This window comes from Fulvimarina endophytica, assembly GCF_003403015.1.
Taxonomy (GTDB): Bacteria; Pseudomonadota; Alphaproteobacteria; order Rhizobiales; family Rhizobiaceae; genus Fulvimarina; species Fulvimarina endophytica.
The window spans coordinates 231320-256476 of sequence record NZ_QURL01000001.1; the positions used below are offsets into that span (position 1 = coordinate 231320).

Annotated in this window: 19 protein-coding genes; 7 read left to right on the forward strand and 12 right to left on the reverse strand. The window is 64.2% G+C overall.

Features of this window, described 5'->3' with window-relative positions; all coding sequences use genetic code 11:
* The first annotated feature begins 210 nt into the window (after positions 1-210).
* The 3 genes from DYI37_RS00905 to DYI37_RS00915 all read left to right on the forward strand — a co-directional run bounded on the left by DYI37_RS00905 (position 211) and on the right by DYI37_RS00915 (position 4015).
* Positions 211-1596 carry a TrkH family potassium uptake protein gene (locus DYI37_RS00905; protein WP_116681780.1) on the forward strand — a complete coding sequence of 462 codons (1386 nt, stop codon included), beginning with the start codon at positions 211-213 and terminating at the stop codon, positions 1594-1596.
* A gap of 249 nt (positions 1597-1845) precedes the next feature.
* The gene (locus tag DYI37_RS00910) at positions 1846-3231 is read left to right on the forward strand and encodes a TrkH family potassium uptake protein (protein ID WP_116681781.1); all 1386 of its coding nucleotides are present in this window, start codon (positions 1846-1848) and stop codon (positions 3229-3231) included.
* A gap of 7 nt (positions 3232-3238) precedes the next feature.
* The gene (locus DYI37_RS00915) at positions 3239-4015 is read left to right on the forward strand and encodes a glycosyltransferase family 25 protein (protein ID WP_116681314.1); all 777 of its coding nucleotides are present in this window, start codon (positions 3239-3241) and stop codon (positions 4013-4015) included.
* A gap of 52 nt (positions 4016-4067) precedes the next feature.
* Here the strand turns inward: DYI37_RS00915 and DYI37_RS00920 are convergent, their stop codons facing one another.
* The 6 genes from DYI37_RS00920 to dnaG form a co-directional block, all read right to left on the reverse strand.
* Entirely contained in the window at positions 4068-5147 is a 1080-nt protein-coding gene (locus DYI37_RS00920; protein ID WP_116681315.1) for a glycosyltransferase family 4 protein, read from the reverse strand.
* A 155-nt stretch (positions 5148-5302) separates the two neighbouring features.
* On the reverse strand, positions 5303-5776 hold the full coding sequence (greA, locus tag DYI37_RS00925) for a transcription elongation factor GreA (protein WP_116681316.1): 474 nt from the start codon (positions 5774-5776) through the stop codon (positions 5303-5305).
* Positions 5777-5989: 213 nt separating this feature from the next.
* Positions 5990-9421 (reverse strand): carbamoyl-phosphate synthase large subunit, encoded by a 3432-nt coding sequence (carB, locus tag DYI37_RS00930; protein WP_116681317.1) that lies wholly within the window; start codon positions 9419-9421, stop codon positions 5990-5992.
* Between the two features lie 220 nt (positions 9422-9641).
* A complete protein-coding gene (locus DYI37_RS00935; protein WP_116681782.1) occupies positions 9642-9929 on the reverse strand; it encodes an HlyU family transcriptional regulator in 288 nt (95 codons plus the stop codon).
* Positions 9930-10128: 199 nt separating this feature from the next.
* The gene (gene rpoD / locus DYI37_RS00940; protein WP_116681318.1) at positions 10129-12132 is read right to left on the reverse strand and encodes an RNA polymerase sigma factor RpoD; all 2004 of its coding nucleotides are present in this window, start codon (positions 12130-12132) and stop codon (positions 10129-10131) included.
* Between the two features lie 327 nt (positions 12133-12459).
* Complete coding sequence (gene dnaG, locus DYI37_RS00945) at positions 12460-14397, reverse strand: DNA primase (RefSeq protein WP_116681319.1); 1938 nt, start codon at positions 14395-14397, stop codon at positions 12460-12462.
* A 288-nt stretch (positions 14398-14685) separates the two neighbouring features.
* Here dnaG and DYI37_RS00950 point away from each other — a divergent pair, with 288 nt between their 5' ends.
* Positions 14686-15060 carry a CidA/LrgA family protein gene (locus tag DYI37_RS00950; RefSeq protein ID WP_116681320.1) on the forward strand — a complete coding sequence of 125 codons (375 nt, stop codon included), beginning with the start codon at positions 14686-14688 and terminating at the stop codon, positions 15058-15060.
* Positions 15050-15769 carry an LrgB family protein gene (locus tag DYI37_RS00955; RefSeq protein WP_116681321.1) on the forward strand — a complete coding sequence of 240 codons (720 nt, stop codon included), beginning with the start codon at positions 15050-15052 and terminating at the stop codon, positions 15767-15769. The genes DYI37_RS00950 and DYI37_RS00955 overlap by 11 nt, the downstream gene beginning before the upstream one ends.
* Before the next feature lie 23 nt (positions 15770-15792).
* On the opposite strand, the gene DYI37_RS00960 is transcribed toward DYI37_RS00955, so the two are convergent.
* A complete protein-coding gene (locus DYI37_RS00960) occupies positions 15793-16242 on the reverse strand; it encodes a GatB/YqeY domain-containing protein (protein WP_116681322.1) in 450 nt (149 codons plus the stop codon).
* A 395-nt stretch (positions 16243-16637) separates the two neighbouring features.
* On the opposite strand from DYI37_RS00960, the gene carA reads away from it, so the two are divergent.
* Positions 16638-17825, forward strand: coding sequence for a glutamine-hydrolyzing carbamoyl-phosphate synthase small subunit (gene carA / locus DYI37_RS00965; RefSeq protein ID WP_116681323.1), 1188 nt, complete (start codon positions 16638-16640; stop codon positions 17823-17825).
* 139 nt (positions 17826-17964) lie between these two features.
* On the opposite strand, the gene DYI37_RS00970 is transcribed toward carA, so the two are convergent.
* Complete coding sequence (locus DYI37_RS00970) at positions 17965-19566, reverse strand: isocitrate lyase (protein ID WP_116681324.1); 1602 nt, start codon at positions 19564-19566, stop codon at positions 17965-17967.
* Between the two features lie 362 nt (positions 19567-19928).
* Here DYI37_RS00970 and DYI37_RS00975 point away from each other — a divergent pair, with 362 nt between their 5' ends.
* Complete coding sequence (locus DYI37_RS00975; RefSeq protein WP_116681325.1) at positions 19929-20597, forward strand: endonuclease III domain-containing protein; 669 nt, start codon at positions 19929-19931, stop codon at positions 20595-20597.
* A 7-nt stretch (positions 20598-20604) separates the two neighbouring features.
* On the opposite strand, the gene DYI37_RS00980 is transcribed toward DYI37_RS00975, so the two are convergent.
* Genes DYI37_RS00980 through DYI37_RS00995 form a run of 4 tightly spaced genes read right to left on the reverse strand, consistent with a single transcriptional unit; the run spans position 20605 to position 25155 of the window.
* The gene (locus tag DYI37_RS00980; protein WP_116681326.1) at positions 20605-21252 is read right to left on the reverse strand and encodes an NUDIX domain-containing protein; all 648 of its coding nucleotides are present in this window, start codon (positions 21250-21252) and stop codon (positions 20605-20607) included.
* A complete protein-coding gene (locus DYI37_RS00985) occupies positions 21249-22889 on the reverse strand; it encodes an ABC transporter ATP-binding protein (RefSeq protein WP_116681327.1) in 1641 nt (546 codons plus the stop codon). The genes DYI37_RS00980 and DYI37_RS00985 overlap by 4 nt, the downstream gene beginning before the upstream one ends.
* Positions 22890-22924: 35 nt before the next feature.
* Positions 22925-24001: a cation diffusion facilitator family transporter gene (locus DYI37_RS00990; protein ID WP_116681328.1), complete on the reverse strand. Its 1077-nt coding sequence runs from the start codon at positions 23999-24001 to the stop codon at positions 22925-22927.
* Between the two features lie 29 nt (positions 24002-24030).
* Positions 24031-25155: an ABC transporter permease gene (locus DYI37_RS00995; protein WP_116681783.1), complete on the reverse strand. Its 1125-nt coding sequence runs from the start codon at positions 25153-25155 to the stop codon at positions 24031-24033.
* Between the last annotated feature and the right edge of the window lie 2 nt (positions 25156-25157).

The following is a 25157-nucleotide window of genomic DNA, read 5'->3' on the forward strand; positions in this document are numbered from 1 at the left end:
TTGAAGGGTTTGTTCGCCTCGAATGTGCTTTTCCGCGCACTGTTCAAGACGCACCAATGGGCCTATGGCGAGTGCCACCCGGGATCGGCGATCCGTTCGAGGTCGTCGCGTGCGCCGGATCTTCGAACGGATGCTCTACGGGACACTCTCGCCGTGATCAGGACAATCGCGAACGTCACTTCGAATTTCGGTCTGGTGCTCGCCGGCTCCATGCTGATCCCCGCTCTCGTCGACATTTCGGACAAGAATCAGGACTGGAAGGTCTTTGTCGGCTCCGGCATCCTCATCGCGATCATCTGCGCACTGATCTCCGCCGCCACCCATGGCGAGCGGCCGCGCTTCACCCAGCGGCTCGGCTTCCTGATCGTCACCTCGGTCTGGATCTTCGCCGCCGCTGTCGGCGCCATCCCGCTCTACGTCGCATCGGTCGAGGTGACCTATGCGGGCGCGTTCTTCGAGTCCATGTCGGGGCTGACGACCACGGGATCCACGGTGCTTTCCGGTCTCGACGCGATGCCGCGCGGCATTCTCCTGTGGCGCTCGCTTCTGCAATGGCTCGGCGGGATCGGAATCATCGGCATGGCGCTGCTGGTCCTGCCGGTTTTGCGCACCGGCGGCATGGCGATGTTCCACATGGAAAGCTCGGACAAGTCGGACAAGGTTCTGCCCCGCATCGGCCAACTCTCGGGCGGCATCGTCGCGGCCTATGTGGCGCTGACGCTGATGTGCACGGTGGTCTATGCCGGCCTCGGAATGAGCTTCTTCGACGCGATCAACCATGCGATGACGACGCTCTCCACGGGAGGCTTCTCCACGCACGATGCCTCCATGGGCTTCTTCGACGACGATCGCATTCTCGTTGCCTCCATCGTCTTCATGGTGCTCGGCTCCCTGCCGTTCGTTCTTTATATCCGCGCCTTCCTGCCGCGCCGGTTCCAGCTCTGGCACGATCCCCAGATCATGCTGTTCCTCTGCACCTGCGTCGTCCTCAGCGTCGCCATCGCCATCACGCGCCGGGTGATCAACGACACCTCCGTCGAAGAAGCCTTCGTCTCCTCGGCCTTCAACCTCGTCTCGGTCATCACGACGACGGGTTATGCCTCGGACGACTACACGCTTTGGTCCAATGCGGCGGTGGGACTGATCATCTTCGCGACCTTTCTCGGAGGCTGCGCGGGATCGACGGCAGGCGGCATCAAGGCGAACCGGCTCTACATCCTGTCCAAGCTGGTCGCCGCGAACTTCCGGCGCCTGGTGCGCCCCCATGCCGTCATCCGCCTGAACTACGGCGCAAGCCCGATCGCGCCGGAACAGGTGCAGACGATCACCATCTTCTTCTTCCTGTTCTTCGGAACCCTGATGGTCGGCACCGTGATCCTCAGCATCTTCGGGCTCGATTTCGACACCGCATTCTCCGGAACCCTCACAGCCCTCACCAATGTCGGACCCGGCATCGGACAGGTCATCGGTCCCGCCGGAAACTTCTCGACCCTGCCGGACGGAGCCCTTTGGGTTCTGTCGGCCACGATGCTTCTCGGCCGCCTCGAACTCGTGACCGTGCTGATCCTTCTCTTTCCGGCGACCTGGGCCGATTGAGGCTCGGTGCCTGCCCCGCATGCCGATGTCTTCCGCATGCAGCGCGGCAACATCTGCCGTCCTGCGTTCGAGCCAAGCGTTGCCGCGCCTTTCGACACTCGCTATCGAATGCTGTCGGGCGCTCGAACTAGCGTCGCCGGCGCAGCGGTCGCTCGCTCGACGCTATGACAAACGTGTTCGAGGGGGCGCCACATCTTCAGGACGATCGCCAATGTGACGTCGAGTTTCGGTCTGGCTCTTGCCGCCACGATGATGATTCCGGCCCTTGTCGACATCGCCGACAAGAACGACGACTGGAAGGTCTTCGTCGGTTCGGGTGCCCTGACCGCGATGGTCTGCGCTCTCGTCTATGTCGCCACGAGAGGCGATCGGCCTCGATTCACCCAACGCCTCGGCTTTCTGATCGTCACCTCGGTCTGGATCTTCGGAGCGGTGGTGGGCACGATCCCGCTCTATTTCGCCTCCTTCGAGCTGACGCTCGCCGGCGCCTTCTTCGAATCCATGTCGGGGATCACCGCGACCGGCTCGACCGTGATCTCGGGGCTCGACGCCCTGCCGCGCGGGATCCTGATGTGGCGCTCGCTGCTGCAATGGATCGGCGGCATCGGGATCATCGGCATGGCGCTGCTCATCCTCCCGGTTCTTCGCACCGGCGGCATCGCGCTCTATCAGATGGAAAGCTCCGACAAGTCGGACAAGGTTCTGCCACGGGTGAACCAGCTCTCCGGTGGTCTCGTCGCCGCCTATGTGGTGCTGACGGTGCTCTGTACCGTCGCCTATGCAGGGCTCGGAATGAGCTTCTTCGATGCGGTCAACCATGCGATGACGACCGTCGCGACGGCCGGCTATTCGACCCACGATCTTTCGATGGGCTATTTCGACGACAACCGCATCCTCGCGACGGCGACGCTCTTCATGATTCTCGGCGCGATGCCCTTCGTCATCTATATCAGGGCCTTCCTGCCGCGCCGGTTCCACCTGTGGCGCGATCCGCAGATCAAGCTGTTCCTCCTCACCTGCCTCGTCCTCAGCCTGACGATCGCGATCACCCGCAGGCTCATCAACGAGACCCCCTTCATCGAGGCCGTCGTCAGCTCCGCCTTCAACCTCGTCTCCATCATCACCACGACAGGTTATGCCTCGGAGGATTACACCCTCTGGTCGAATGCGGCGATCGGCGTGTTCTTTCTCGCCACCTTTCTCGGGGGCTGCGCCGGCTCGACCACCGGCGGCATCAAGGCGAACCGGCTCTACATTCTCTTCCAAATCGTCAAGGCGAACTTCCGGCGGCTGGTGCGGCCACATGCGGTCATCCGTCTGCGCTACGGCAATACCGACATCGCCCCGGAAGGCGTCCAGACCGTCACCATCTACTTCTTTCTCTTCTTCGGAACCCTGCTGCTGGGAACCGTGATCCTCACCATGCACGGTCTCGACCTCATCACGGCCTTTTCGGGAGCCTTGACCGCCATCGCCAATGTCGGGCCGGGTTTCGGTCAGGTGATCGGGCCTGCTGGCAACTTCTCCTCGCTGCCCGAAGGCGCTCTTTGGACGTTGTCGGCCATCATGCTGCTCGGACGGCTCGAACTGGTGACCGTGCTGATCCTCCTCTTCCCCGCCACCTGGAAGGACTGATCGGATCGTGATCGCAGCCTCCTACATCAATCTCGATCGCGCAGCCGAGCGACGGGCGTTCATGGAACGCCAGGCGCAGCGTGTCGGACTGAAGCTCGAACGGTTCCCGGCCGTGTCCGCGGACGATGTCGGCGAGGCACGCTTCGCCGCCTTGTCCAACCGCTGGGAGCGACCACTCGCCCGGGTGGAGATCGCGCTTCTTCTCTCCCATGCGAGCCTCTGGCGGAAAGCCGTCGAGACCGACGCGCCCCTCGCGGTCTTCGAGGACGACGCCCTGCTTTCGCCGCGGCTGCCGGAATTTCTCTCGCGCGATCTTCGAGGCTACGACCTGATCAACTTGGAATATTGCGGGCGCCGGAAATTCTTCCGTCGATATGCGGGCGCCGGCGATCTCATCGACGTGGTTCGCGACAAATCCGGATCGGGGGCCTATGTCGTCTCCCCGCAGGGCGCCGGAAAGCTCCTTGCGGCGCTCGAGACCGCATCGGGCCCTTCGGACGCCTTCATGTTTGCCTTCGGGCGGGTGGAGATCGCACAGGTAGAGCCGGCCCTCGCCATCCAGGCCGTCGTTCTCGAGGCCGAAGGGCGCGATCCCGGCATCGAGACGACGAGACAAATCCATCAGCCGCCCCCTGCCGCGATGAGCAAGCCGGAGAACTGGATCTTCGCCTGGCGCCGGTTCCTCACGCAGCTTCGGTTCGTTCCGCTGCATCTCGGGCGCGGAAGTTTCTATGAATTTCGCAAGCCGCGCATCGATCTGTCGGAATTTTCTGCCGACGAATGACGCACGGATGTCCGCTTTGTTCTGCGCAAGTCGGATCGGCGGGAGCGGCCCGTCAGCCGTTCAAGCTGCGGCCGGCCCAGATATCCTCATAGACGCCGATCAGCGCGTCGACCTCGCCCGAGAGCGGAAAGTGCCGGCTCACATGGGCGTGCGCCGCACGTCCGCATTCCTCCCGCATCGCTTCGTCGTCGAGGAACGGCCGCAGGCCGTCGACGATCGCGCCGATTCGGTCGCGCTCGACGAGCCTGCCCGTGCGGCCGTCGAGGATGAGTTCGGGGAAGGCGCCGACCCTTGTCGCGACGACGGGAACGGCGCTCGCCATCGCCTCGAGGGGCGTCAGTCCGAAACCTTCCCAGCGCTGGGGCGCGACGAAGAGGTCCAGCGCCCGGTACCATGGCGCGATGGCGTCGTGTTCTCCAACGAAGAGGATGCGATCGGAAAGCCCCGCTTCCGCGACCCGTCGCTTCAGCCCGGCGAGAAACGACCTGTGTTCCTCCGTGGCGCGCCCCGCGACGATGGCGTTCCAGCCGGGCCTGCCGGGAAGGAGGGAGATCATCGCATCGACGAAAAGATCGGTGCCCTTCTGGTGCCGGATGCGCCCGAAGCAGCCGACCGTCTTCATGTCCGGGTCGAGCCCGCATTGCGTCTTCGAGGCACGCCGATCGCCGGACGGGTGGAAGCGGTCGAGATCGATGCCGTGCCGGATGACCCGGTTCGGCACCTTGAGATAGGACGCCGTGAGATCGCTCGTCGCGACCACACCGTCCATCCGTGCGATCAGATGCCGGGTCCAAGCCGTATGCTCCCGTTGCGACGCCGAGGTGAAGACGAGGCGGATCGGCATTCGCAGGACATCGCGCATCACGATACCGGGCAGCATCTCGATGTTTCGGCGCGCATGCCAGATGCGGAACGGCTGCCCGACGGGCTTCGACCAGAAGCCGAGAAGCGAGGAAAAGGGAAGGCGGGGCACGTTTGCGGGAAGGACGTCCGGCCCCATGCTCGCGATCGAAAGCCGCCTTGCCATGATCGGCAGAAGCTGGACGATGGTCGAGGTGACGCCGGACAGGCGTTTCTTGAAATTCGGCGCGACGACGGCGACCTGACGCACGTTCGGGCGTTCCTGGCTCATGGGAGTGTCGATCCGTTCGGGTGCGCAGCCGCAGGCGATGAGCCGAAAGCGTGGATCACGCCTCCCGGCTCATCCCCCATGCGCGACATGCGGCCCGCTCCGGGCATCTGGACTATGCCGGGCGCGCCCATATCCCGCTTCCCTCGACGGCCGGTCTAGCGCCAGATGACTTCGAGGATCTCGTAGGATCTGGCGCCACCGGGGGCCGCGACCTCGACCGTATCGCCTTCCTGCTTGCCGATCAGGGCGCGCGCAATCGGCGAGGAGATCGAGATCCGGCCTTCCTTCACGTCGGCTTCCTGGTCTCCGACGATCTGGAACACGCGCTCTTCCTCGCTCTCGTCGTCGACGAGCTTCACCGTGGCGCCGAACTTGACCTTGTCGCCGGACATCTTGGCGACGTCGATCACCTCTGCGCGGGCCGTGTAGTCCTCGAGTTCGGAGATCCGGCCCTCATTGAGGCTCTGGCTCTCCTTGGCGGCATGATATTCGGCGTTCTCCGACAGATCGCCATGGGCGCGGGCCTCCGAGATCGCCTGGATGATCCGCGGCCGCTCCTCCTGCTGGCGGCGGCGCAGTTCCTCCTTCAGGGTCTCGAACCCGCGGGTCGTCATCGGGACCTTCTGCATGCTGGTCTCCACTTTCTCAAACGGCCGGCTTTAAAAGCTTCGGCGCGTCTTCTTATCGTTCGTGCCGGTGCCGGCCGGGTTGAGCGGCAGTTCCGGGAATACAAAGAGTTGCCGGACCCGGCGATCGCAATCACCCGGCAACCGGCCATCCTGTTCGACTAGGAAAGCTCACCAAGGCCTTGTCCGTGAAGGGCCTTCGCCTGATGCGTGTTCTCAGGATGCGGTAAAATACGATTGAAGCGGACGAACTTCAAGATTTCCCGTCTTGAGTGCACTGACCGCCCGCGAGGCCGCCTCCATGCCGGCAAGCGTCGTATAATACGGAAGCTTGTGGATGAGCGCGGCGCGGCGAAGCGAGAGCGAATCGGAGAGCGCCTTTGCCCCTTCGGTCGTGTTGAACACGATCTGGACCTGACGGTTGCGCATCGCGTCCTCGATATGCGGACGGCCTTCGAGCACCTTGTTCACCCGGACGGCCTCGATCCCGTTTTCGATGAGGAAGCGCTGCGTGCCGCCGGTCGCCATCACCGAGAAGCCCATCTCGCTCAGCCGGCGGATCGTCGGAAGCACACGCTCCTTGTCACTGTCCTTGACCGAAACGAAGACCGTGCCTTCGCGCGGAAGATCGACCCCCGCGCCGAGCTGGCTCTTGGCGAAGGCGAGGGCGTAGTCGTCCGCAAGGCCCATCACCTCGCCGGTCGAACGCATTTCCGGTCCGAGGAGAGTGTCGACGTTCTGGAACCGCGAGAAGGGGAACACCGCTTCCTTAACGGCGATATGCTTCAGCTTCGTCGGGTCGGGACGGTCGCCATAGGCAGCGAACGCCTCGTCCAGCGTCTCGCCGGCCATGACGCGCGCGGCGATCTTGGCGATCGGCCGGCCGATGGCCTTGGCGACGAAGGGCACCGTGCGCGACGCGCGCGGATTGACTTCGAGAACGAAGATCTCGTCGCCCTGAATGGCGAACTGGACGTTCATGAGGCCGCCGACCTTGAGCGCGATGGCCATGGCACGGGTCTGGCGCTCCAGTTCGTCGGTCGTCGCCTTCGACAGGGAGTGGACCGGCAGCGAACAGGCCGAGTCGCCCGAATGAATGCCAGCCTCCTCGATATGCTCCATGATGCCGGCGACATAGGTGGTCTCCCCGTCGCACAAGCAGTCGACATCCACCTCGATCGCATCCTTGAGATAGCCGTCGATGAGGACCGGGGACTTTCCGGACACGACGACCGCCTCGCGCATGTAGCGCTCGAACTGGTGATCGCCGCGCACGATCTCCATGGCCCGACCACCCAGCACGTAGGAGGGGCGGATGACGACCGGATAGCCGATCCGGTCGATGATCGCCTTGGCCTCCTCGAAGGAGCGGGCGATGCCGTTGTTCGGCTGCTTCAGTTCGAGCTTGTGGAGAAGCTGCTGGAACCGGTCCCGGTCCTCGGCAAGGTCGATCGCGTCCGGGGAGGTGCCGAGGATCGGGATGCCTGCGGCTTCCAGCGCCTCTGCGAGCTTGAGAGGCGTCTGGCCGCCGAACTGCACGATCACGCCGTGCAGCGTGCCCTTGGTCTGTTCGGCCCGCAGGATCTCGAGAACGTCCTCGGCGGTCAGCGGCTCGAAATAGAGCCGATCGGAGGTGTCGTAGTCGGTCGAGACCGTCTCCGGATTGCAGTTGATCATGATCGATTCGTAGCCGGCATCGGCGAGCGCGAAGGCCGCGTGGCAGCAGCAGTAATCGAACTCGATGCCCTGGCCGATCCGGTTCGGACCCCCGCCCAGAATGACGACCTTGCGCGCATCCGTGACCTCGGCCTCCGAGCGCGGAGCGCCCGCGAAGGGCCGTTCATAGGTCGAGTACATGTAGGGCGTCGGCGAGGCGAACTCGGCGGCGCAAGTGTCGATCCGCTTGAAGACGGGATGGACGGCAAGCGAGCGGCGCAGATCGGCGACTTCGATCTCCGAGATGCCGGCAAGGGTCGCAAGACGCGCGTCCGAGAAACCGGACGCCTTCAGGAAGCGCAGATTGTCCTCGTCCTGAGGCAGGCCGTGCTCGCGCACGCGCGCTTCCAGATCGATGATGGCGCGGATGCGCGCGAGGAACCAGCGATCGATCCGGCAGGCCGCGTGGATCTCCTCGTCGTCGAGGCCCATCCGCATCGCCTGGGCGACCATCAGCAGCCGGTCCGGTGTCGGCGTTCCGAGCGCGGCCCGGATGGCGTTGAGATCGTCGCCTTCTCCGGCGCCGGGGATCGCGATCTCGTCGAGACCCGTCAGGCCCGTCTCCAGGCCGCGAAGCGCCTTCTGCAGCGATTCGGCGAAGGTGCGGCCGATCGCCATGACCTCGCCGACCGACTTCATCGCAGTCGTGAGCGTCGGTTCGGCGCCCGGGAACTTCTCGAAGGCGAAGCGCGGGATCTTGGTGACGACGTAATCGATCGAGGGTTCGAAGGAGGCGGGCGTCGCGCCGCCGGTGATGTCGTTTTCGAGCTCGTCCAGCGTGTAGCCGACCGCAAGCTTGGCCGCGACCTTGGCGATGGGGAAGCCGGTCGCCTTGGAGGCGAGCGCGGAGGAGCGCGAGACGCGCGGGTTCATCTCGATGACGACCAGCCGGCCGTTCTCCGGATTCACGGCGAACTGGACGTTCGAGCCGCCGGTCTCCACCCCGATCTCGCGCAGAACCGCGATCGAGGCGTTGCGCATGATCTGGTATTCCTTGTCGGTCAGCGTGAGCGCCGGCGCGACGGTGATCGAATCGCCGGTATGGACGCCCATCGGATCGACGTTCTCGATCGAGCAGATGATGATGCAATTGTCCGCCCGGTCGCGGACCACCTCCATCTCGTATTCCTTCCAACCGAGAACGGACTCCTCGATCAGGACTTCCGTCGTGGGCGAGGCGTCGAGGCCGGTCTCGACGATCTCGAAGAATTCCTGGCGATTATAGGCGATACCGCCGCCGGTGCCGCCGAGGGTGAAGGAGGGACGGATGATCGCCGGCAGGCCCACTTCGTCGAGCGCCTGGGCGGCTGCCGCGAGCGCGTGGGTCATGTAGCGCTGCTTGCGATCCGAATTGCCGAGCTGCCAGGCCGTCTCCAGCTTGTCGAGTTCGGCGTTGCGCTCGTCCTCGTCGCTGAGGAGCGCACGGATCGCGGCCCGCCGCTCCTCGTGCGCCTTGCGGTCCTCGCCCTTCGGCCCGGCGGCATTGGCGAGAACGGAGCGCGGCGTCTCCAGCCCGATCTTCGCCATCGCCTCGCGGAAGAGGGCGCGGTCCTCGGCCTTGTCGATCGCCTCGGCATTGGCGCCGATCATCTCCACATTGTAGCGCTCGAGCGTTCCCATGCGCTGCAGCGAGAGGGCGGTGTTGAGGGCCGTCTGTCCGCCCATGGTGGGCAGCAGCGCGTCCGGCCGCTCCTTCTCGATGATCTTGGCGACAACTTCGGGCGTGATCGGCTCGATATAGGTGGCATCGGCGAGATCGGGATCGGTCATGATCGTCGCCGGGTTCGAGTTGACCAGGATGATCCGGAAGCCTTCCGCCTTCAGGGCCTTGCAGGCCTGGGTGCCCGAATAGTCGAATTCGCAGGCCTGCCCGATAATGATGGGCCCCGCGCCGATGATGAGGATCGATTTGATGTCGGTGCGTTTGGGCATGGCGTCTTCCGCTTCATCGTGTCGCGCAAAAAGCCTCACCGAAGGCTTGTCGAGCGCATCGGCGGGGTCGGGCGATATCTGGTCAGGCTGAGACCGCCTTATAGGGACAAGAGCTTTGCGGGGGAAGGGGGCAGGATCAGCTTTTGCCCAGCGTCGAGAAGCACCCCTCGATAGGCCATGATCGCCCCTTGATCCGGGCCATCTCTCGCCGATCGGCCCGCTATTGGAAGAGGCGGATGCCCTGCTCGTCGATCAGGCGCCGGGCTTTCTGCACCGCAGCTTCGCTCGCCGCGTCCTTGGACGGGAAGACATCGGCCCGGATCAGCCGATGGCTCCGTCGTTCGCCGTCGATCTCCCGCTCGATCAGGGCCGACAGGCGGAATTGTCCGTTCTCCGGCATCGGGGAGGGGATGATGGAAAAGCCCTCATAGGCGATCGGATCTCCCGTCGCTTCGGCGGGAGCCTCCGCCTTCGAGCCGTTGCCGAACAGGCGCTTGAGAAAAGACATGTCGCCTCCCTTTGCGAGCAGGATGTCGTGGGGCTGAGCGGCCCTCATCCGGACATATCGGTACCGATCGTCGTTCGACCAGTCGTCCGCCCCCAACCCTACCCGCCCGCAGGGCCGGTCGCTCTCATCGACGGAAACACGAAAAAGGCCGGCGACCCGAGGGTCGCCGGCCTGGACTGAAAGAGGTGTATCAGAGGTATCAGCTGTCGAGGAAGCTGCGCAGTTTGCGCGAGCGGCTCGGATGCTTGAGCTTGCGCAGCGCCTTGGCTTCGATCTGGCGAATGCGCTCGCGCGTCACCGAGAACTGCTGGCCGACCTCTTCGAGGGTGTGGTCGGTGTTCATGCCGATGCCGAAGCGCATGCGCAGAACGCGTTCCTCGCGCGGCGTGAGCGATGCGAGAACCCGGGTCGTCGTCTCGCGAAGATTGCCCTGGATGGCCGCGTCGATCGGGAGGATCGCGTTCTTGTCCTCGATGAAATCGCCGAGATGCGAATCCTCCTCGTCGCCCACCGGCGTTTCGAGGGAGATCGGCTCCTTGGCGATCTTCAGGACCTTGCGGACCTTTTCGAGCGGCATCGCGAGCTTCTCGGCCAGTTCTTCCGGGGTCGGCTCGCGGCCGATCTCGTGCAGCATCTGGCGCGAGGTGCGAACGATCTTGTTGATCGTCTCGATCATGTGCACCGGAATGCGGATGGTGCGCGCCTGATCGGCGATCGAACGGGTGATCGCCTGCCGAATCCACCACGTCGCATAGGTCGAGAACTTGTAGCCGCGGCGGTATTCGAACTTATCGACCGCCTTCATGAGGCCGATATTGCCTTCCTGGATGAGGTCCAGGAACTGAAGGCCGCGATTGGTGTATTTCTTCGCGATCGAGATGACGAGGCGCAGATTCGCCTCGACCATCTCCTTCTTGGCCTGACGGGCCTCGCGCTCACCCTTCTGCACCATGTGCACGATGCGGCGGAACTCGGTGATCTCGAGGCCGGTCTCGGTCGCCAGATGCTGGATCTCCGTGCGCAGACGCTGGATCTTCTCCTTGTCCTTCTGGACGAAGGAGAGCCAGCCCTTGCCGGACAGATTGGCGACGCGCCGCGTCCAGTTCGGATCGAGTTCCGAGCCCTGATATTCGCGCAGGAACTCGTCGCGCTTCACGCCGTGCGCCTCGCCGAGCCGCAGGAGCTTGCCCTCGTTGCCGACGAGCCGCTTGTTGATGTCGTAGAGCTGCTCGACGAGAGCATCGATGCGGTTCTGGTTGAGGGAGAGCCCCTTCACCGCCGCGACGAGATCCTCCTTCAGCTTGCGATAGGACTTCTCCTGCGAGGGCGAGAGGTCGCCGGAGGCCTGGAGACGGTTCTCGACCTGCTGGTCCTGAAGCTTGCGCAAGCGGAAATAGGTGTTGGCGATGAGGTCGAAGGTCTCCATGACCTTGGGCCGGATCTCCGCCTCCATGGCGGCGAGGGAGAGATTGTTCTCGTCGTCCTCGTCCTCGTCCTCTTCCTCGCTGCCCACGGGACGCGCTTCGCCCGGACGCGTCTCCTTCGGCGCTCCGGTCTCCGTTCCGTCCTCGTTCGTCTTCGCGGCGAGCGCCTTGGCCTCTGGCCCGGCATAGGTCGCCTCGAGGTCGACGATGTCGCGCAGGAGGATGTTGTCCTCGTTCAACTCGTCGCGCCAGATGATGATCGCCTGGAAGGTCAGCGGGCTCTCGCAGAGCCCCGCGATCATCGTCTCGCGGCCGGCCTCGATCCGCTTGGCGATCGCGATCTCGCCCTCGCGCGAGAGCAGTTCGACCGAGCCCATCTCGCGCAGATACATGCGGACGGGATCGTCGGTGCGATCGTTCGAGGTCTTCTTTTCTGTCGTGGCGAGCTGGGTCTTGCCGGTCTCGGTGATGTCCGTCGACGAGGACGAATTGGAATCGTCGTTGTCGTTATCGTTGTCGGACTCGCCTTCTTCGTCGTCCTCGACGACGTTGATGCCCATGTCGTTCAACATCGCCATCAGGTCCTCGACCTGATCGGAGGTGACGTCGTTCGAGGACAGCATCGAGTTGAGCTTGTCCATCGTCACGAAGCCGCGCTTCTTGGCGGCCTTGATCATCTTCTTGACGGCGTCATCCGAAAGGTCCAGCAAAGGCCCGTCGGTCGCGGCCTCGGCGCGCTCGTCCACCGGGGCTTCTTTTTCTTTGACCTTTGTCGCCATAGGCTTCATTCTCCGGTTTCGGGTGTCGCCACCCGCGTATTCAGTGCCGCTCCGGGGCGGCCGCCGGAGCCGCACCCTCTTGCAAGATCTATCGTGTCGTCCGAGTTCCCTCGGCGCCGTGCCGTCTGCCGATGTCCATTTCGGTGACACGCCGTCGCGTCTAAAGGGACTTGTCCATCACGTGAGCGTTATTCGGTGGTATATGTGCGCCGAGTCGCCGATTGGCAATGATTAAAACCCGTGACTTGCCGCGAGCATGTCCGTGCGAGCCGCCCGAAGAAACTCCGCGGCCGGCTGTGGCCTGTGTGACACGGGTTTCGTCAGCATCTACATGGTCTTGACGGCCCGGCCGGACAAGATGCCGAAGCCGTCCACCAGAGCTTCCACGGTTTCGAGCCTTTCGATCTCCGCCTTCACCGCCCTCATATGCTCGTAGGTGCCTTCCGTCGGCTCCTCTCCGAGCATCTGTTCGGCCTGCTTCAGTTCGCGAGACAACGCCTTGAAACGGTGCTGCAGGTTCAAGGCCTGGCGCAGGGCCTCCCTCGCATCGTCGGGCGCGGCGTCGGCGAGGACGGGCCACAGGCGCACCATCCGCGCCTTCGTCTCGTAGAGATCGAAGATGTCGATCGTGCCCGCCCGTTTCAATCCCTCCAGAATGAGTTCGCGGTCCTGGGGCGCGCTTTCGGCGTAGACGTCGAGAACCGATCCCCGCAGGCGTGCGAGATCGGGTGCCTCGATCTCCAGATCGGCGAAATAGTCGAAGGCCTCCTGCATCAGCGGCGGATGGTTCACGAAGCCGACGACGATGGCGATTTCGCGCAGGGACGGGGCCGGGCCGCCGGTCGGGCGCAGGAGGCTCGAGCGGGCGAGGCGCTCGGAGATCGAAGGGCGCATGCCGGCCCCGGAGGGATAGCGGCCGTCCGAGCCCTTGCCCCCGCGCCCGCCCGAACCGCCGCCCTGCTGGCCCCGCTGCGTCGATCCGCCACCGAAGAAGGCGAACAGACGTTGGCGCATGTCCTGGCCGTAATGGCGCCGCACGCTCTCGTCGCCGATCTGGCCGGTCAGCTGCTTGAGCCGGTGTTCGAGATCCGCGCGCGCTTCCGGCGTCTCGAAGGTCGAACCGGCGGTTTCGCGCGACCAGACCATGTCGGAGAGAGGCCGCGCCTGGGACAGGACGTCCCGGAAGGCGTCCGCTCCGCCTTCCTTGACGAGATCGTCCGGGTCCTTGCCTTCCGGCAGGAGCGCAAAGCGCAGCGATCGGCCGGGCTTCAGCATTGGCAGCGCGACTTCGGCGGCGCGATGAGCCGCCTTAAGGCCAGCGCTATCGCCGTCGAAGCAAAGCAACGGTTCGGGCGCCGTGCGCCAGAGGAGCTCGATCTGGTTCTCGGTCAACGCCGTGCCGAGGGGTGCGACGGCGTGGTCGAAGCCGGCCTGGGCGAGGGCGATGACATCCATATAGCCCTCGACCACGAGGAGGGTCTCAGCGCTCTTGGCCGCTCGCCTTGCGGCTGCCAGATTGTAGAGCATGGTCCCCTTGTGGAAGAGATCGGTCTCCGGCGAGTTCAGATATTTCGCCTGGGCCTGGGAGGACATCGCACGCCCGCCGAATGCGACACATCGTTCGGATGCGTCGAGAATCGGAAACATGATCCGGTCGCGGAACCGGTCGTAGGAAACGGCGATCTCCGGTCCATAGACGACGAGGCCTGCCGCCTCGATCTCGGCCTTGCCGACGCCTTTGGACGCCAGATGCTCCTTGAGCCGGTTGCGGCTGTCCGGTGCGTAGCCGAGGCCGAACCGCTTCTGGATGGACGGATTGAGACCGCGATCCCTGAGATAGCCCCGGGCTTTCGCCCCTTCGTTGTCCTGAAGCCGCTCGCGAAAGAATTCGGCCGCGAGGCGCAATGCGTCGAGAAGCGTCGCGCGCCGTTCCTGGCGTTGCTCGGCCTGCGGATCGCGCGCCGGCATGGCAAGGCCCGCCATCCCCGCCAAACGCTCCACCGCCTCGGGAAAGCTCACGCCCTCGTTCTCGATGAGGAACTTGAAGTGATCGCCCGATGCACCGCAGCCGAAGCAGTGATAGCGACCCTTATCGTCCTCGCAGTGGAAGGAAGGCGAATTCTCGCCATGGAACGGGCAGCAGGCCCAGTGATCCCCCTTGGCCGGTCGCGATTTGCGGCGATCCCACGTCACGCGTGGTCCTATGACTTCGGAGATCGGAACGCGGGCGCGGATATCGTCGAGAAAGGAAGGCGGAAATCGCATGATGCCTGTCTAATGCATTTCGGTGGATGGCAGGAGTCGCGGCAGCGAAATATGGTCTGCGATAAGCCTTTGGCGGACGCCTCGGTCAACGAGGCGGGCGGGGCGTTCGATGCTCGGGATCGATGTTTGACGGTGCAGAAGAGGGCCGATGTCTGCCATGCGTCGGCCGAATGATTGCGGGGAGGGGTGAATGTTGGGTCTCGAAAACCGGAGCATGGATCGGATCATCCCCGGACCAAGAGGATGTGAGCGGATGACAGGCATATACGGATCGAGGGGACCGGGTGCATGCTGAAGGCGATCACCCTTATTCTCCTCTGCCAGCTGATCGGCGAGAGCCTCGTTGCGGCATCGGGCCTGCCGGTGCCGGGGCCCGTCATCGGCATGGTGCTTCTCTTCCTCCTGTTCATGCTGCGCGGCGGCGTTCCGAAGCCTATCGCTTCCGTGGGTGACGGCCTTCTCAACAATCTCGCCGTCCTCTTCGTGCCGGCGGGCGTCGGCATCATGCAGCACACGGCGCGCTTCGGCTCCGAGGGGCTGCAACTCGGGGCGACCATCGTCCTCTCGACGTTGTTCACGATCGCGGTCACGGCGTGGGTGATGAAGGTTTTCATGACCGGGACGGCCCCTGAGGGCGAGGATGCAGCATCCGATGGCCGATGAACTCTCCGATATCTGGGTCTATCTCGCGGCAAGCCCGCTCCTTGCGCTGACCCTCACCCTCGTCGTCTACCAGTGCGTCCAGGCTATCTGGGACCGGATCGGCCGGCCGGCGCTTCTCAACCCCGTCCTCGTCTCCGTCGTCCTCATCGTCGCGGTGCTGATGGCGACCGGGACGTCTTACGATACCTATTTCGAGGGCGCCCAGTTCATCCATTTCCTTCTCGGGCCGGCGACCGTCGCGCTCGCCATTCCGCTCTATCGTCAGTTCGAGCGGATCAAGGCGAACGGTCTCGCAATCGCCGCGAGCCTCGGTGTCGGGTCCCTGACGGGTATCTTCAGCGGCCTTGGATGCGCCTGGCTCTTCGGGATCGACCAGACCAGTTTCGTGTCGATCGCGCCGAAATCGGTGACCGCGCCCGTCGCCATGGGCATCGTCGATCGGATCGGCGGGCTTCCCTCGCTCACGGCCGTCATCGTGATCGTGACCGGCATCGTCGGCGCCGCTCTTGGGCCGGCTCTGCTCGACCGGATCGGCGTCAGGGCAGCGCCGGCGCGCGGCATGGGAATGGGGGTCGGATCGCACGGGATCGGAACCGCGCGGGCGCTTCAGGAAAGCGAGGCGGCGGGTGCCTTTTCAGGGCTCGCAATGGGTCTCAACGCACTGGCGACGGCCATTCTCGTGCCGGTCGTCTTCGCCGTGCTGTTCTGATTGTTGGGGAGCTTCGGAGCGATCTAGCGCAGCATGCCCTTCACCACGGTCGATGCCTTGGTGAAATCCATCTGGCCCGGATAGCGCTGCTTCAGAGTGTTCATGCATCGGCCCACATCGCGCAGACCCTTGGCGTCGACGTCCTCGACCGCAGACTTACACGCCTGGTGCATGGCCGTCTCGTCGAGCTGCTTGGGCAGGAACTCGTCGATCACACCGATCTCTTCGCGCTCCTGCTCGGCGAGCTCGAGCCGGCCGGTCTCTTCGAATTCGCGGGCGGACTCGACGCGCTGCTGGCGCATGGTGAGGAGAATGTTGAGAATATCGGACCGATCGACCGGATCGCGTCCCGCCTCCCGGTTGGCGACATCGCGATCCTGAACGGCAGCCTTGATGAGGCGCAGGATGCAGACACGGGTCTTGTCGCCCTTGTCCTGAGCCTTGGTCAACGCTTCGGAGATCGTTTCGCGCATAGCGCAGGTCACTTTCGAGAGGATCGGATCGGCTGCGCCGACGGCACGCCTGATGCGACAAGACGGATGGATGTTACGACTTGGAGGGTCGAATGCAATGGCTCGGGCGCTGGCGCCCCGCATGCCCTCGTCATATGTTGCTTCAGCGCACGGGTTTCCACGGTTACCGTTAACGCGGGATCGCTGCATGCGGCGATTTTGGTGGATCGCCCGGCCTTCGATGCTTGCGATCCGTCGCGGCCGGCCTATAGAGAGGTCCGCGAAACGACGCAAGCCCATTGCGCCGCGTGTCGGCATGGGGTGCGGCCAATGGCCCGCCTCCGCTAGGGAGCCCCGGTGCCGAACCGCATGACGCAGAAACAGTGATACGGACAGCGAAAGAAGGAGACCCGACGATGAGCGAGGGATGGACGAAGCGCGTGCCTACCGGGCTCCTGGTCCTGGCCGATGGAACGGTCATCGAGGGTTTCGGGCTTGGCGCCGAGGGAGCGGTCGAAGGCGAGGTCTGCTTCAACACGGCTCTGACCGGCTATCAGGAGATCCTGACGGACCCGTCCTATGCCGACCAGATCGTCACCTTCACCTTTCCGCATATCGGAAATGTCGGCGCGAACGACGAGGATCGCGAAGATTTCTCGCCCCTCGGCAATGCCGGTGCCGTCGGTGCGATCCTGCGCGCCGAAGTGACGGAGCCTTCGAACTATCGCTCGACCGGCCATCTCGATGGCTGGCTGAAGTCGCGGGGCATCGTCGCCCTGAGCGGTATCGATACCCGGGCCCTGACGGTTCTCGTGCGCGAGAAGGGCATGCCGAACGCCGTCATCGCCCATGATCGCGAAGGCCGGTTCGATGTCGAGGCGCTGAAGAAGCGGGCGGCCGAGTGGGCGGGGATCGACGGCGCGGACATCGCCCAGTTCGTCGCGACCAAGGATCAGGCGACCTGGACGGAACGTCCTTGGGCCTGGGGCGAGGCGGCGGTCGCGGACGACGCCGTTCGCTACAGGATCGTCGCGATCGATTACGGGGCGAAGCGCAGTATCTTCCGGCTTCTGGCAGGGCACGGCGCCGAGGTGGTCGTCGTGCCGCCGAAAACCAGCGCCGAGGACATCATCGCCATGCAGCCGGACGGCGTCTTCCTCTCCAACGGACCGGGCGATCCGGCCGCGACGGGCGTCTATGCGGTGCCGCAGATCGCCCGGCTCGTGGAGGAAGGCCTGCCCCTCTTCGGCATCTGCCTCGGCCATCAGCTTCTGGCGCTGGCGCTCGGCGGCAAGACCGCGAAAATGCATCAGGGTCATCACGGCGCGAACCATCCCGTGAAGGACTATACGACCGGCAAGGTCGAGATCGTGTCCATGAACCACGGGTTCGCGGTTGCGGCCGACAGCCTGCCCGAAGGCGTGGTCGAGACCCATCGCTCCCTGTTCGACGGCTCCAATTGCGGGCTTCGGCTCTCGGACAAGCCGGTCTTCTCGGTCCAGCATCACCCCGAGGCATCGCCCGGCCCGCAGGACTCCCACTACCTCTTCCAGCGGTTCTTCGATCTGATCGACAGCCATAAGGCGGGTCGTCAGGCCGCTTGAACCACGGCGTCTTCGGGCGGTCTGCAGGCGGTCGGAGCAGACATCAGACAAAACGAAAGGCGCGCCGGGCTGCGGCGCGCCTTTCTTATTTTGCGGAGGTCGGGCCAGCTCCTCGATGGCGCCGGCAGTCTTCGCCCTCTTATTCGGCGGCGGCGAACTGGTTCATGGTGTTGTCCTTGCCGCTCGCCTTCAGGGCGGCATCGCCGGCGAAGTACTCCTTGTGGTCGTCGCCGATATCGGAGCCGGCCATGTTCTGATGCTTCACGCAGGCGATACCCTGGCGGATCTCCTCGCGCTGCACCGTCTTGACGTAGCCGAGCATGGCTTCGTCGCCGAAATAGCGCTTGGCGAGATTGTCCGTCGACAGCGCGGCCGTATGGTAGGTCGGCAGCGTGATGAGGTGGTGGAAGATGCCTGCCTCGCGGGAGGCGTCCGCCTGGAAGCTGCGGATCTGCCGATCCGCCTCGACGCCGAGTTCGGTCTCGTCGTACTGGCTCGACATCAGCTTGGCCGTGTCATAGGCGCTGAGATCGCGGCCTTCGTTCTGCCAGGTCTCGTAGACGTGCTGGCGGAACTTCAGCGTCCAGTTGAAGGACGGCGAGTTGTTGTAGACGAGCTTGGCGTTGGGCATGACCTCCCGGATGCGGCGAACCATGCCGCCGATCTGTTCCACATGCGGCTTCTCGGTCTCGATCCAGAGAAGGTCGGCGCCGTTCTGCAGCGAGGTGATCCCGTCGAGAACGCAGCGGTCCTCACCGGTGCCCGGCCGGAACTGGTAAAGGTTCGAGGGCAGGCGCTTGGGCCGCATCAGCTTGCCGTCGCGCTTGATGACCACGTCGGAGCTGTTCAGATCCTCGACGGAAACCTCCTCGCAATCGAGGAAGGAATTGTACTGATCGCCGAGATCGCCGGGCCGTGCCGAATAGGCGATTTCCTTGGTGAGGCCGGCGCCGAGCGAGTCCGTGCGGGCGACCACGATGCCGTCGTCGACGCCCATTTCGAGGAAGGCGTAGCGCAGGGCGCGGATCTTGTGGATGAAGGCCTCGTGCGGAACCGTGACCTTGCCGTCCTGATGGCCGCACTGCTTCTCGTCGGAAACCTGGTTCTCGATCTGGAGCGCGCATGCGCCTGCCTCGATCATCTTCTTGGCGAGAAGATAGGTCGCTTCGGCATTGCCGAAGCCGGCATCGATGTCCGCGATGATCGGAACGACATGGGTCTCGTGATTGTCGATCTCGTTCTGGATGCGCTGGGCCTTGACCTCGTCGCCCGCCTCGCGGGCCGCATCGAGCTCGCGGAACAGCATGCCGAGTTCGCGGGCGTCCGCCTGGCGCAGGAAGGTGTAGAGCTCCTCGATCAGCGCCGGAACCGACGTCTTCTCGTGCATCGACTGGTCCGGCAGGGGGCCGAACTCGGAGCGGAGCGCGGCGACCATCCAGCCCGAGAGGTAGAGATAGCGGCGCTTCGTCGAGCCGAAGTGCTTCTTGATGGAGATCATCTTCTGCTGGCCGATGAAGCCGTGCCAGCAGCCGAGCGACTGGGTGTACTGGGAGGGATCGGCGTCATAGGCCGCCATGTCCTCGCGCATGATCTTCGCAGTGTACTTCGCGATATCGAGCCCGGTCTTGAACTTGTTCTGGGCGCGCATGCGGGCGACGGCCTCGGGCTCGATATCGCCCCAGGAATCGAACTTCCGCTTCAGCTCCATGATGTGATGGATATCGTCGTTATAGCTGCTCATTGTGAAACCCTCTGCGTCCCGCGTGTGTCACGCTTTGTAAAAGATCCGGTGGCCCGTCCGCTTCGCAACCTGTCGCCGCGAAGCGCTTCGAGCGGCGTGTGACAAGAGTTACAGCGGAATCGGCAGAGCAACAAAGCGCGTTGCGCTCGGAAGCGAGGGATTTCGAGTTAGGCTGTGAACTTCCGTACATCTGGTTGTGCGTGTCTGTAAATTTTTGACACACACAAACGGGAGCTTCCGATCGGGGAATTCGGTCGGGAGGCGCGAAGGTCGCACCGGTCTTCGCGGTCCGATCGGTCGCGCTATGTCGGGCTTTTTCCCGGATCGCGCGGATGGCGGCCGGCAGGCACGGATCGAGTGGAATGAGCGGCAAAAGAGTTCTGACGGAACCGGAGATCGAAACCGTGTTCAGGCGGCTGTCCGAAGCCATGCCCGGACGGACCGTGACGGCCAAGGGGCCGAAGGATCAGCCCGATCCCTTCCGTTCGGTCGTCTCCTGCATTCTCTCGGCCCAGAGCCGGGACGCCAATACCCGCAAGGCCGTCGACCAGCTTTTCGCGCTCGGCCGCACGCCCGATCAGATCCTCGCGCTGCCGGAGGACGAGATCGCAGCCGCGATCAAACCCTGCGGCCTCTACAACATGAAGACGAAGTCGCTGAAGAAGTTGTGCGCGGTGCTGATCGAAGAGCATGACCGCAAGGTGCCGCAGACGCGGGAGGGGCTGATGGACCTTCCGGGTGTCGGCCGCAAATGCGCCGACATCGTCATGAGCTTCACCTTCGATGCCGATGTCATCGCCGTCGACACCCATGTCCACCGGGTCTGCAACAGGATCGGGCTCACGGATGCGAAGACGGCCGACCAGACCGCGCGGCAGATCGAGGAGAACGCGCCGGAATGGGCCATGCGAGACGGCCATTTCTGGCTGATCCAGTTCGGCAAGGCGGTCTGCGTGTCTCGCAAGCCGAAATGCGGGACCTGCCCGGTGAACGATCTCTGCCTCTTCTATTCGGCGACCGCTGCGGCGTGAGCCGCGCTCAGTCGCTCGGAAGGGTGCCGAGAAGCGCCTGCGCCTTCGCGCGGCCCTTGCGGGCGAACCAGTGAATGCCGGAGACGAGGAAGCCGTTCTCCACCCAGCCTTCGTCCACGGCCCGGATCAGTTCCTCCACCGGCGCGAGGATCGGGTGGATGTCCTCGTCCTCGTCCTCCCTGCCGGCATGGGACTGCAACTGGTTGGGATCGACGATCGCCAGGAAGACGTGGGCGTGCTCGGTGGTGAGGCCGGGCGTGCTCAGGAACGAATAGCACTGAGAGAGGGTAAGGGCGTCGAGGCCTGTCTCTTCCTTCAACTCGCGGGCCGCGGCGGCGTCGATGGCTTCTCCATCGTCGACGAGGCCGGCCGGAAACTCGACGGCCGCAGCCCTGCCGACCGCGATTGCCGCGCCGATCCGGAACTGGCGGATCACGACGATGGAGTCGCTTTTCGGATCGTAGGGGATGACGATCGCCACATCGCCCGTCTCGAGGAAGTCCCGGCTGATGTTCTCGGCGCGGCTCCCATCGAAGCGCTCGTGGTTGAGGACGGCGCGCGTGAAGGGCCAGAAGGCGTCGGCGAGACGCTCCTTGCTGTCGATCTCGAAGGCGAGCGTCTGGTCTGCGAGCTGATCGCGGAAGGAATGGCTCATTGGGATATCACTCCGCTTGCCGTGGCCTCGATATCGAAGGCCGCGGCCATCAGGGCCTTGGTGTAGTCGGTCTTGGGGGCGTCGAAGATCTCGTCGGCGGTTCCGCGTTCGACGACCTTTCCATTGCGCATGACGATGACTTCATTGGCCAATGCGCGCACCACCTTCAGATCGTGACTGATGAAGAGATAGGCCAGATCGTGCTTCTTCTGCAGATCGCGCAGAAGGTCGACCACCTGGGCCTGGACGCTCATATCGAGCGCACTCGTCGGTTCATCCAGCATCACGAAGCGGGGATTGAGAACCATCGCACGGGCGATCGCGATGCGCTGGCGCTGGCCGCCGGAGAACTCGTGCGGGAAGCGGAACCGCGTTGCCGGATCGAGACCGGTTTCACCGAGCGCCTGGACGACGCGGGCATCGCGTTCGTCGGCACTGAGGTTCGGCGCGTGGATCTTCAGGCCCTCGGAGATGATGTCAGCGATCGGCATTCGCGGCGAGAGCGAGCCGAACGGGTCTTGAAACACGATCTGAAGTCTCTCGCGTAACGACCTCATCTCCTTGAAGGATTTCTCGTCGATGCGCTCGCCTTCGAAGAGGATCTCGCCCTTGGAGGAAATCATCCTCATCAAAGCGAGGCCGAGCGTCGTCTTGCCCGAACCCGACTCGCCGACGACGCCGACGGTCTGGCCGGCGCGGACCGTGAGGTCGATCCCGTCGACGGCCTTCACATGATCGGTGGTCTTGCGGAAGAAGCCGGTCTTGATCGGGAACCAGACCTTCACGTCGCGTGCTTCCATGACCTTCGCCGCGTTGAGATTGGCGGCCGGCGGCCGGCCCTTCGGCTCGGCTGCGAGAAGATGGCGGGTGTATTCGTGGCGGGGAGCCTCGAAGATCCGCGCGGTCGGACCCTCCTCCACGATCTCCCCTTTGGTCATCACGCAGACCCGATCGGCGATCTTGCGGACGATGCCGAGGTCGTGGGTGATGAACAGCATCGCCATGCCGTTCTCGCGCTGGAGCTTTGCGAGGAGTTCCAGGATCTGCGCCTGCACCGTGACGTCGAGAGCGGTGGTCGGCTCGTCGGCGATCAGGAGATCGGGTTCGTTGGCGAGCGCCATGGCGATCATGACGCGCTGGCGCTGGCCGCCCGAGAGCTGGTGAGGATAGGCGCCGAGCCGCTTTTCCGGGTCGCGGATGCCGACCTCGCGAAGGAGTTCGAGCGTGCGCGTGCGGGCGGCCTGATCACGCATGCCGCGATGGACCTTCAGGACTTCCGTCACCTGCCGCTCGATCGTGTGAAGCGGATTGAGGGAGCTCATCGGCTCCTGGAAGATGACCGAAATCCGGTTGCCGCGCGTCTTGCGCAGATCGGCGTCGGAGGCGGTCAGGAGATCCTGACCGTCGAAGTTAATGGCACCGCCCGGATGGCTCGCCGCCGGATAAGGCAGGAGTTTCAGGATCGACATCGCCGAGACCGATTTGCCCGATCCCGACTCGCCAACGAGGGCGAGCGTTTCGCCGGGAGCGATGGTGAAGGATATGCCGCGCACGGCGAGCTGGACCTTGCCGCCCTGCTTGAAGGCGACCTGAAGATTGTCGACCGAAAGGATCGGCTTGTCGGCCTTGGCCGTCATCTCGCTCACTGGCTCATTCTCCGGTCCCGGTCGCCTCATGCTCGCGCCGTGCTGCCGAGAGCGGGACGTTCGTCGTGGTCGTGGTCGTGGTCGTGGTCGTGGTCGTGCTTGTGCCCGCGGCTCGCTGCGGCGGATCGGTGGGCCCCTGCCTTCGGAGCCCCGTCAGCGCACTCGCCATATTCGATCTCGACCGTCGCATGGGCGATCGCGAAGCGTTCGAGCAGTTCCGCCTTGATGCGGCGCGTCACGGCGGGGCCGTCCGCGCCATCATGAATGCAGGCATGCAGCGTCGCCATCGGCCGCTCCGGTGTCATCGACCAGAGATGGACGTGATGGACCTCCCGCAGTCCGTCGACGCTGGAGACGACTTCGGTTCGCAGGCGTTCGATATCGATATGGGTCGGCGCGCCCTCGAGGAGAACGTGTCCGGCATCGCGAACGAGCCGGAACGCGGAAACGAGGATGATCGCCGAGACGAGCACCGACAGGATCGGATCGATCGGCGTCCAGCCGGTCCACAGGATGATGACGGCGGCGATGATCGCCGCGACCGAGCCGAGAAGGTCTCCGAGAACGTGCAGCACCGCGCCGCGAATGTTCAGATTGTCCTTGTCCGCACCGTGAAGGATCGCGAAGACGGCGATGTTCACGACGAGCCCGGCGATGGCGACGACGAGCATCGTGCCGCCGAGGACCTCGCCGGGCGAGATCAATCGGTGGATCGCTTCATAGGTGATGAAGCCGGCGATGGCGAAGAGGGTGAGGCCGTTCACGAAGGCGACGAGCACCTCGAACCGATCGTAGCCATAGGTACGCGCCGCATCTCCCGGCTTGCGCGACAGACGGAAGGCGAACCAGCTGAGCGCGAGCGCCGCGAAATCCGTCAGCATGTGGGCGGCGTCCGCGAGAAGCGCGAGCGAGCCCGAGATGATGCCGCCGGCAACCTCGGCGAGCATGAATGTGCCGGTCAGGATCGCGGCGATGGCGATCCGCTTCTCGTTCGCGCCGTGGGCATGGCCGCGAAATCCATGGGCGTGGTCGTGCCCATGGTCGTGGCCATGACCGTGCTGGTGGTCATGCTCGCCGTGCGGATGGTGATGCCGGTCGTTCATGGGCGTTGTCCTTGGATCGTCCCGCTCGCCTATCCGAAGCTCTTGCGAGGATCGAAGGCGTCACGCACCGCTTCGCCGATGAAGACGAGGAGCGAGAGCATCAGGCTGATGACGAAGAAGCCCGAAAAGCCGAGCCAGGGCGCCTGCAGGTTGTTCTTGCCCTGGGCGAGAAGTTCGCCGAGCGAGGGCGATCCCGGCGGGAGGCCGAAGCCGAGGAAGTCGAGCGAGGTGAGCGTGGTGATCGAGCCGTTCAGGATGAACGGCAGGAAGGTCAGGGTCGCCACCATCGCGTTCGGCAGGAGGTGGCGCCACATGATGGTGAGATCGCCGACGCCGAGGGCGCGTGCGGCACTCACATATTCGAAGTTGCGCGCCCGCAGGAATTCCGCCCGCACGACGCCGACGAAGGCGACCCAGGAGAACAGGAGCATGATGCCGAGCAGGATCCAGAAGCCCGGGGGCAGGATCGCGGCGATGATGAGGAGCAGATAGAGAACCGGGATAGAGGACCAGATCTCGATGAAGCGCTGGAAGATGAGATCCGTCCAGCCCCCGAAATAGCCCTGCACGGCTCCCGCGCCGACGCCGATGACGGCCGAGGCCGCGGTGAGGATCAGGCCGAACATGACGGAGATCCTGAAGCCGTAGATCAGACGCGCGACGACGTCGCGGCCCTGATCGTCCGTGCCCAGCCAGTTCATGTTGCCGAAGGTGCAGTTCTTGTCGTTCGCCCCGTCCGGATAACGCGAGCAGGCCTCGTCCCGGCTCATGGTCCAGCTCGGTGGCGAGGGAGCGGGTGAGGGGATCTCGTTGTTGACGGTCTGGTAGGAGTATCGGATCGGCGGCCAGATCGCCCAGCCATTGGCGTCGATCTCGTCCTGAACGAACGGATCGCGGTAGTTGGTCACCGGCAGGAAGCCGCCGAAGACCTCTTCGGGATAATCGACGACGATCGGATAGTAGAACTCGTCATTGTAGGAGACGAGGAGCGGCTTGTCGTTGGCGATGAGCTCTGCGAAGCTCGTCAGCACGAACAGGACCAGGAAGATCCAGAGCGACCAGTATCCGCGTCGGTTCGCCGTGAAGTTCTGCCAGCGGCGCTTGTTGAGCGGCGACAGTCTCGGCCGTTTCACGAATTGGGATTCGGGCGCCATCT

Bases quoted from the DNA above. Each gene is read 5' to 3' on its own strand.
- DYI37_RS00905 (WP_116681780.1), top strand. From the start codon at position 211: ATGCTGATCCCCGCTCTCGTCGACATTTCGGACAAGAATCAGGACTGG.
- DYI37_RS00910 (WP_116681781.1), top strand. From the start codon at position 1,846: ATGATGATTCCGGCCCTTGTCGACATCGCCGACAAGAACGACGACTGG.
- DYI37_RS00920 (WP_116681315.1), bottom strand. From the start codon at position 5,147: ATGAGCCAGGAACGCCCGAACGTGCGTCAGGTCGCCGTCGTCGCGCCG.
- greA (WP_116681316.1), bottom strand. From the start codon at position 5,776: ATGCAGAAGGTCCCGATGACGACCCGCGGGTTCGAGACCCTGAAGGAG.
- carB (WP_116681317.1), bottom strand. From the start codon at position 9,421: ATGCCCAAACGCACCGACATCAAATCGATCCTCATCATCGGCGCGGGG.
- DYI37_RS00935 (WP_116681782.1), bottom strand. From the start codon at position 9,929: ATGTCTTTTCTCAAGCGCCTGTTCGGCAACGGCTCGAAGGCGGAGGCT.
- rpoD (WP_116681318.1), bottom strand. From the start codon at position 12,132: ATGGCGACAAAGGTCAAAGAAAAAGAAGCCCCGGTGGACGAGCGCGCC.
- dnaG (WP_116681319.1), bottom strand. From the start codon at position 14,397: ATGCGATTTCCGCCTTCCTTTCTCGACGATATCCGCGCCCGCGTTCCG.
- DYI37_RS00950 (WP_116681320.1), top strand. From the start codon at position 14,686: ATGCTGAAGGCGATCACCCTTATTCTCCTCTGCCAGCTGATCGGCGAG.
- DYI37_RS00955 (WP_116681321.1), top strand. From the start codon at position 15,050: ATGGCCGATGAACTCTCCGATATCTGGGTCTATCTCGCGGCAAGCCCG.
- DYI37_RS00960 (WP_116681322.1), bottom strand. From the start codon at position 16,242: ATGCGCGAAACGATCTCCGAAGCGTTGACCAAGGCTCAGGACAAGGGC.
- carA (WP_116681323.1), top strand. From the start codon at position 16,638: ATGAGCGAGGGATGGACGAAGCGCGTGCCTACCGGGCTCCTGGTCCTG.
- DYI37_RS00970 (WP_116681324.1), bottom strand. From the start codon at position 19,566: ATGAGCAGCTATAACGACGATATCCATCACATCATGGAGCTGAAGCGG.
- DYI37_RS00975 (WP_116681325.1), top strand. From the start codon at position 19,929: ATGAGCGGCAAAAGAGTTCTGACGGAACCGGAGATCGAAACCGTGTTC.
- DYI37_RS00980 (WP_116681326.1), bottom strand. From the start codon at position 21,252: ATGAGCCATTCCTTCCGCGATCAGCTCGCAGACCAGACGCTCGCCTTC.
- DYI37_RS00985 (WP_116681327.1), bottom strand. From the start codon at position 22,889: ATGACGGCCAAGGCCGACAAGCCGATCCTTTCGGTCGACAATCTTCAG.
- DYI37_RS00990 (WP_116681328.1), bottom strand. From the start codon at position 24,001: ATGAACGACCGGCATCACCATCCGCACGGCGAGCATGACCACCAGCAC.
- DYI37_RS00995 (WP_116681783.1), bottom strand. From the start codon at position 25,155: ATGGCGCCCGAATCCCAATTCGTGAAACGGCCGAGACTGTCGCCGCTC.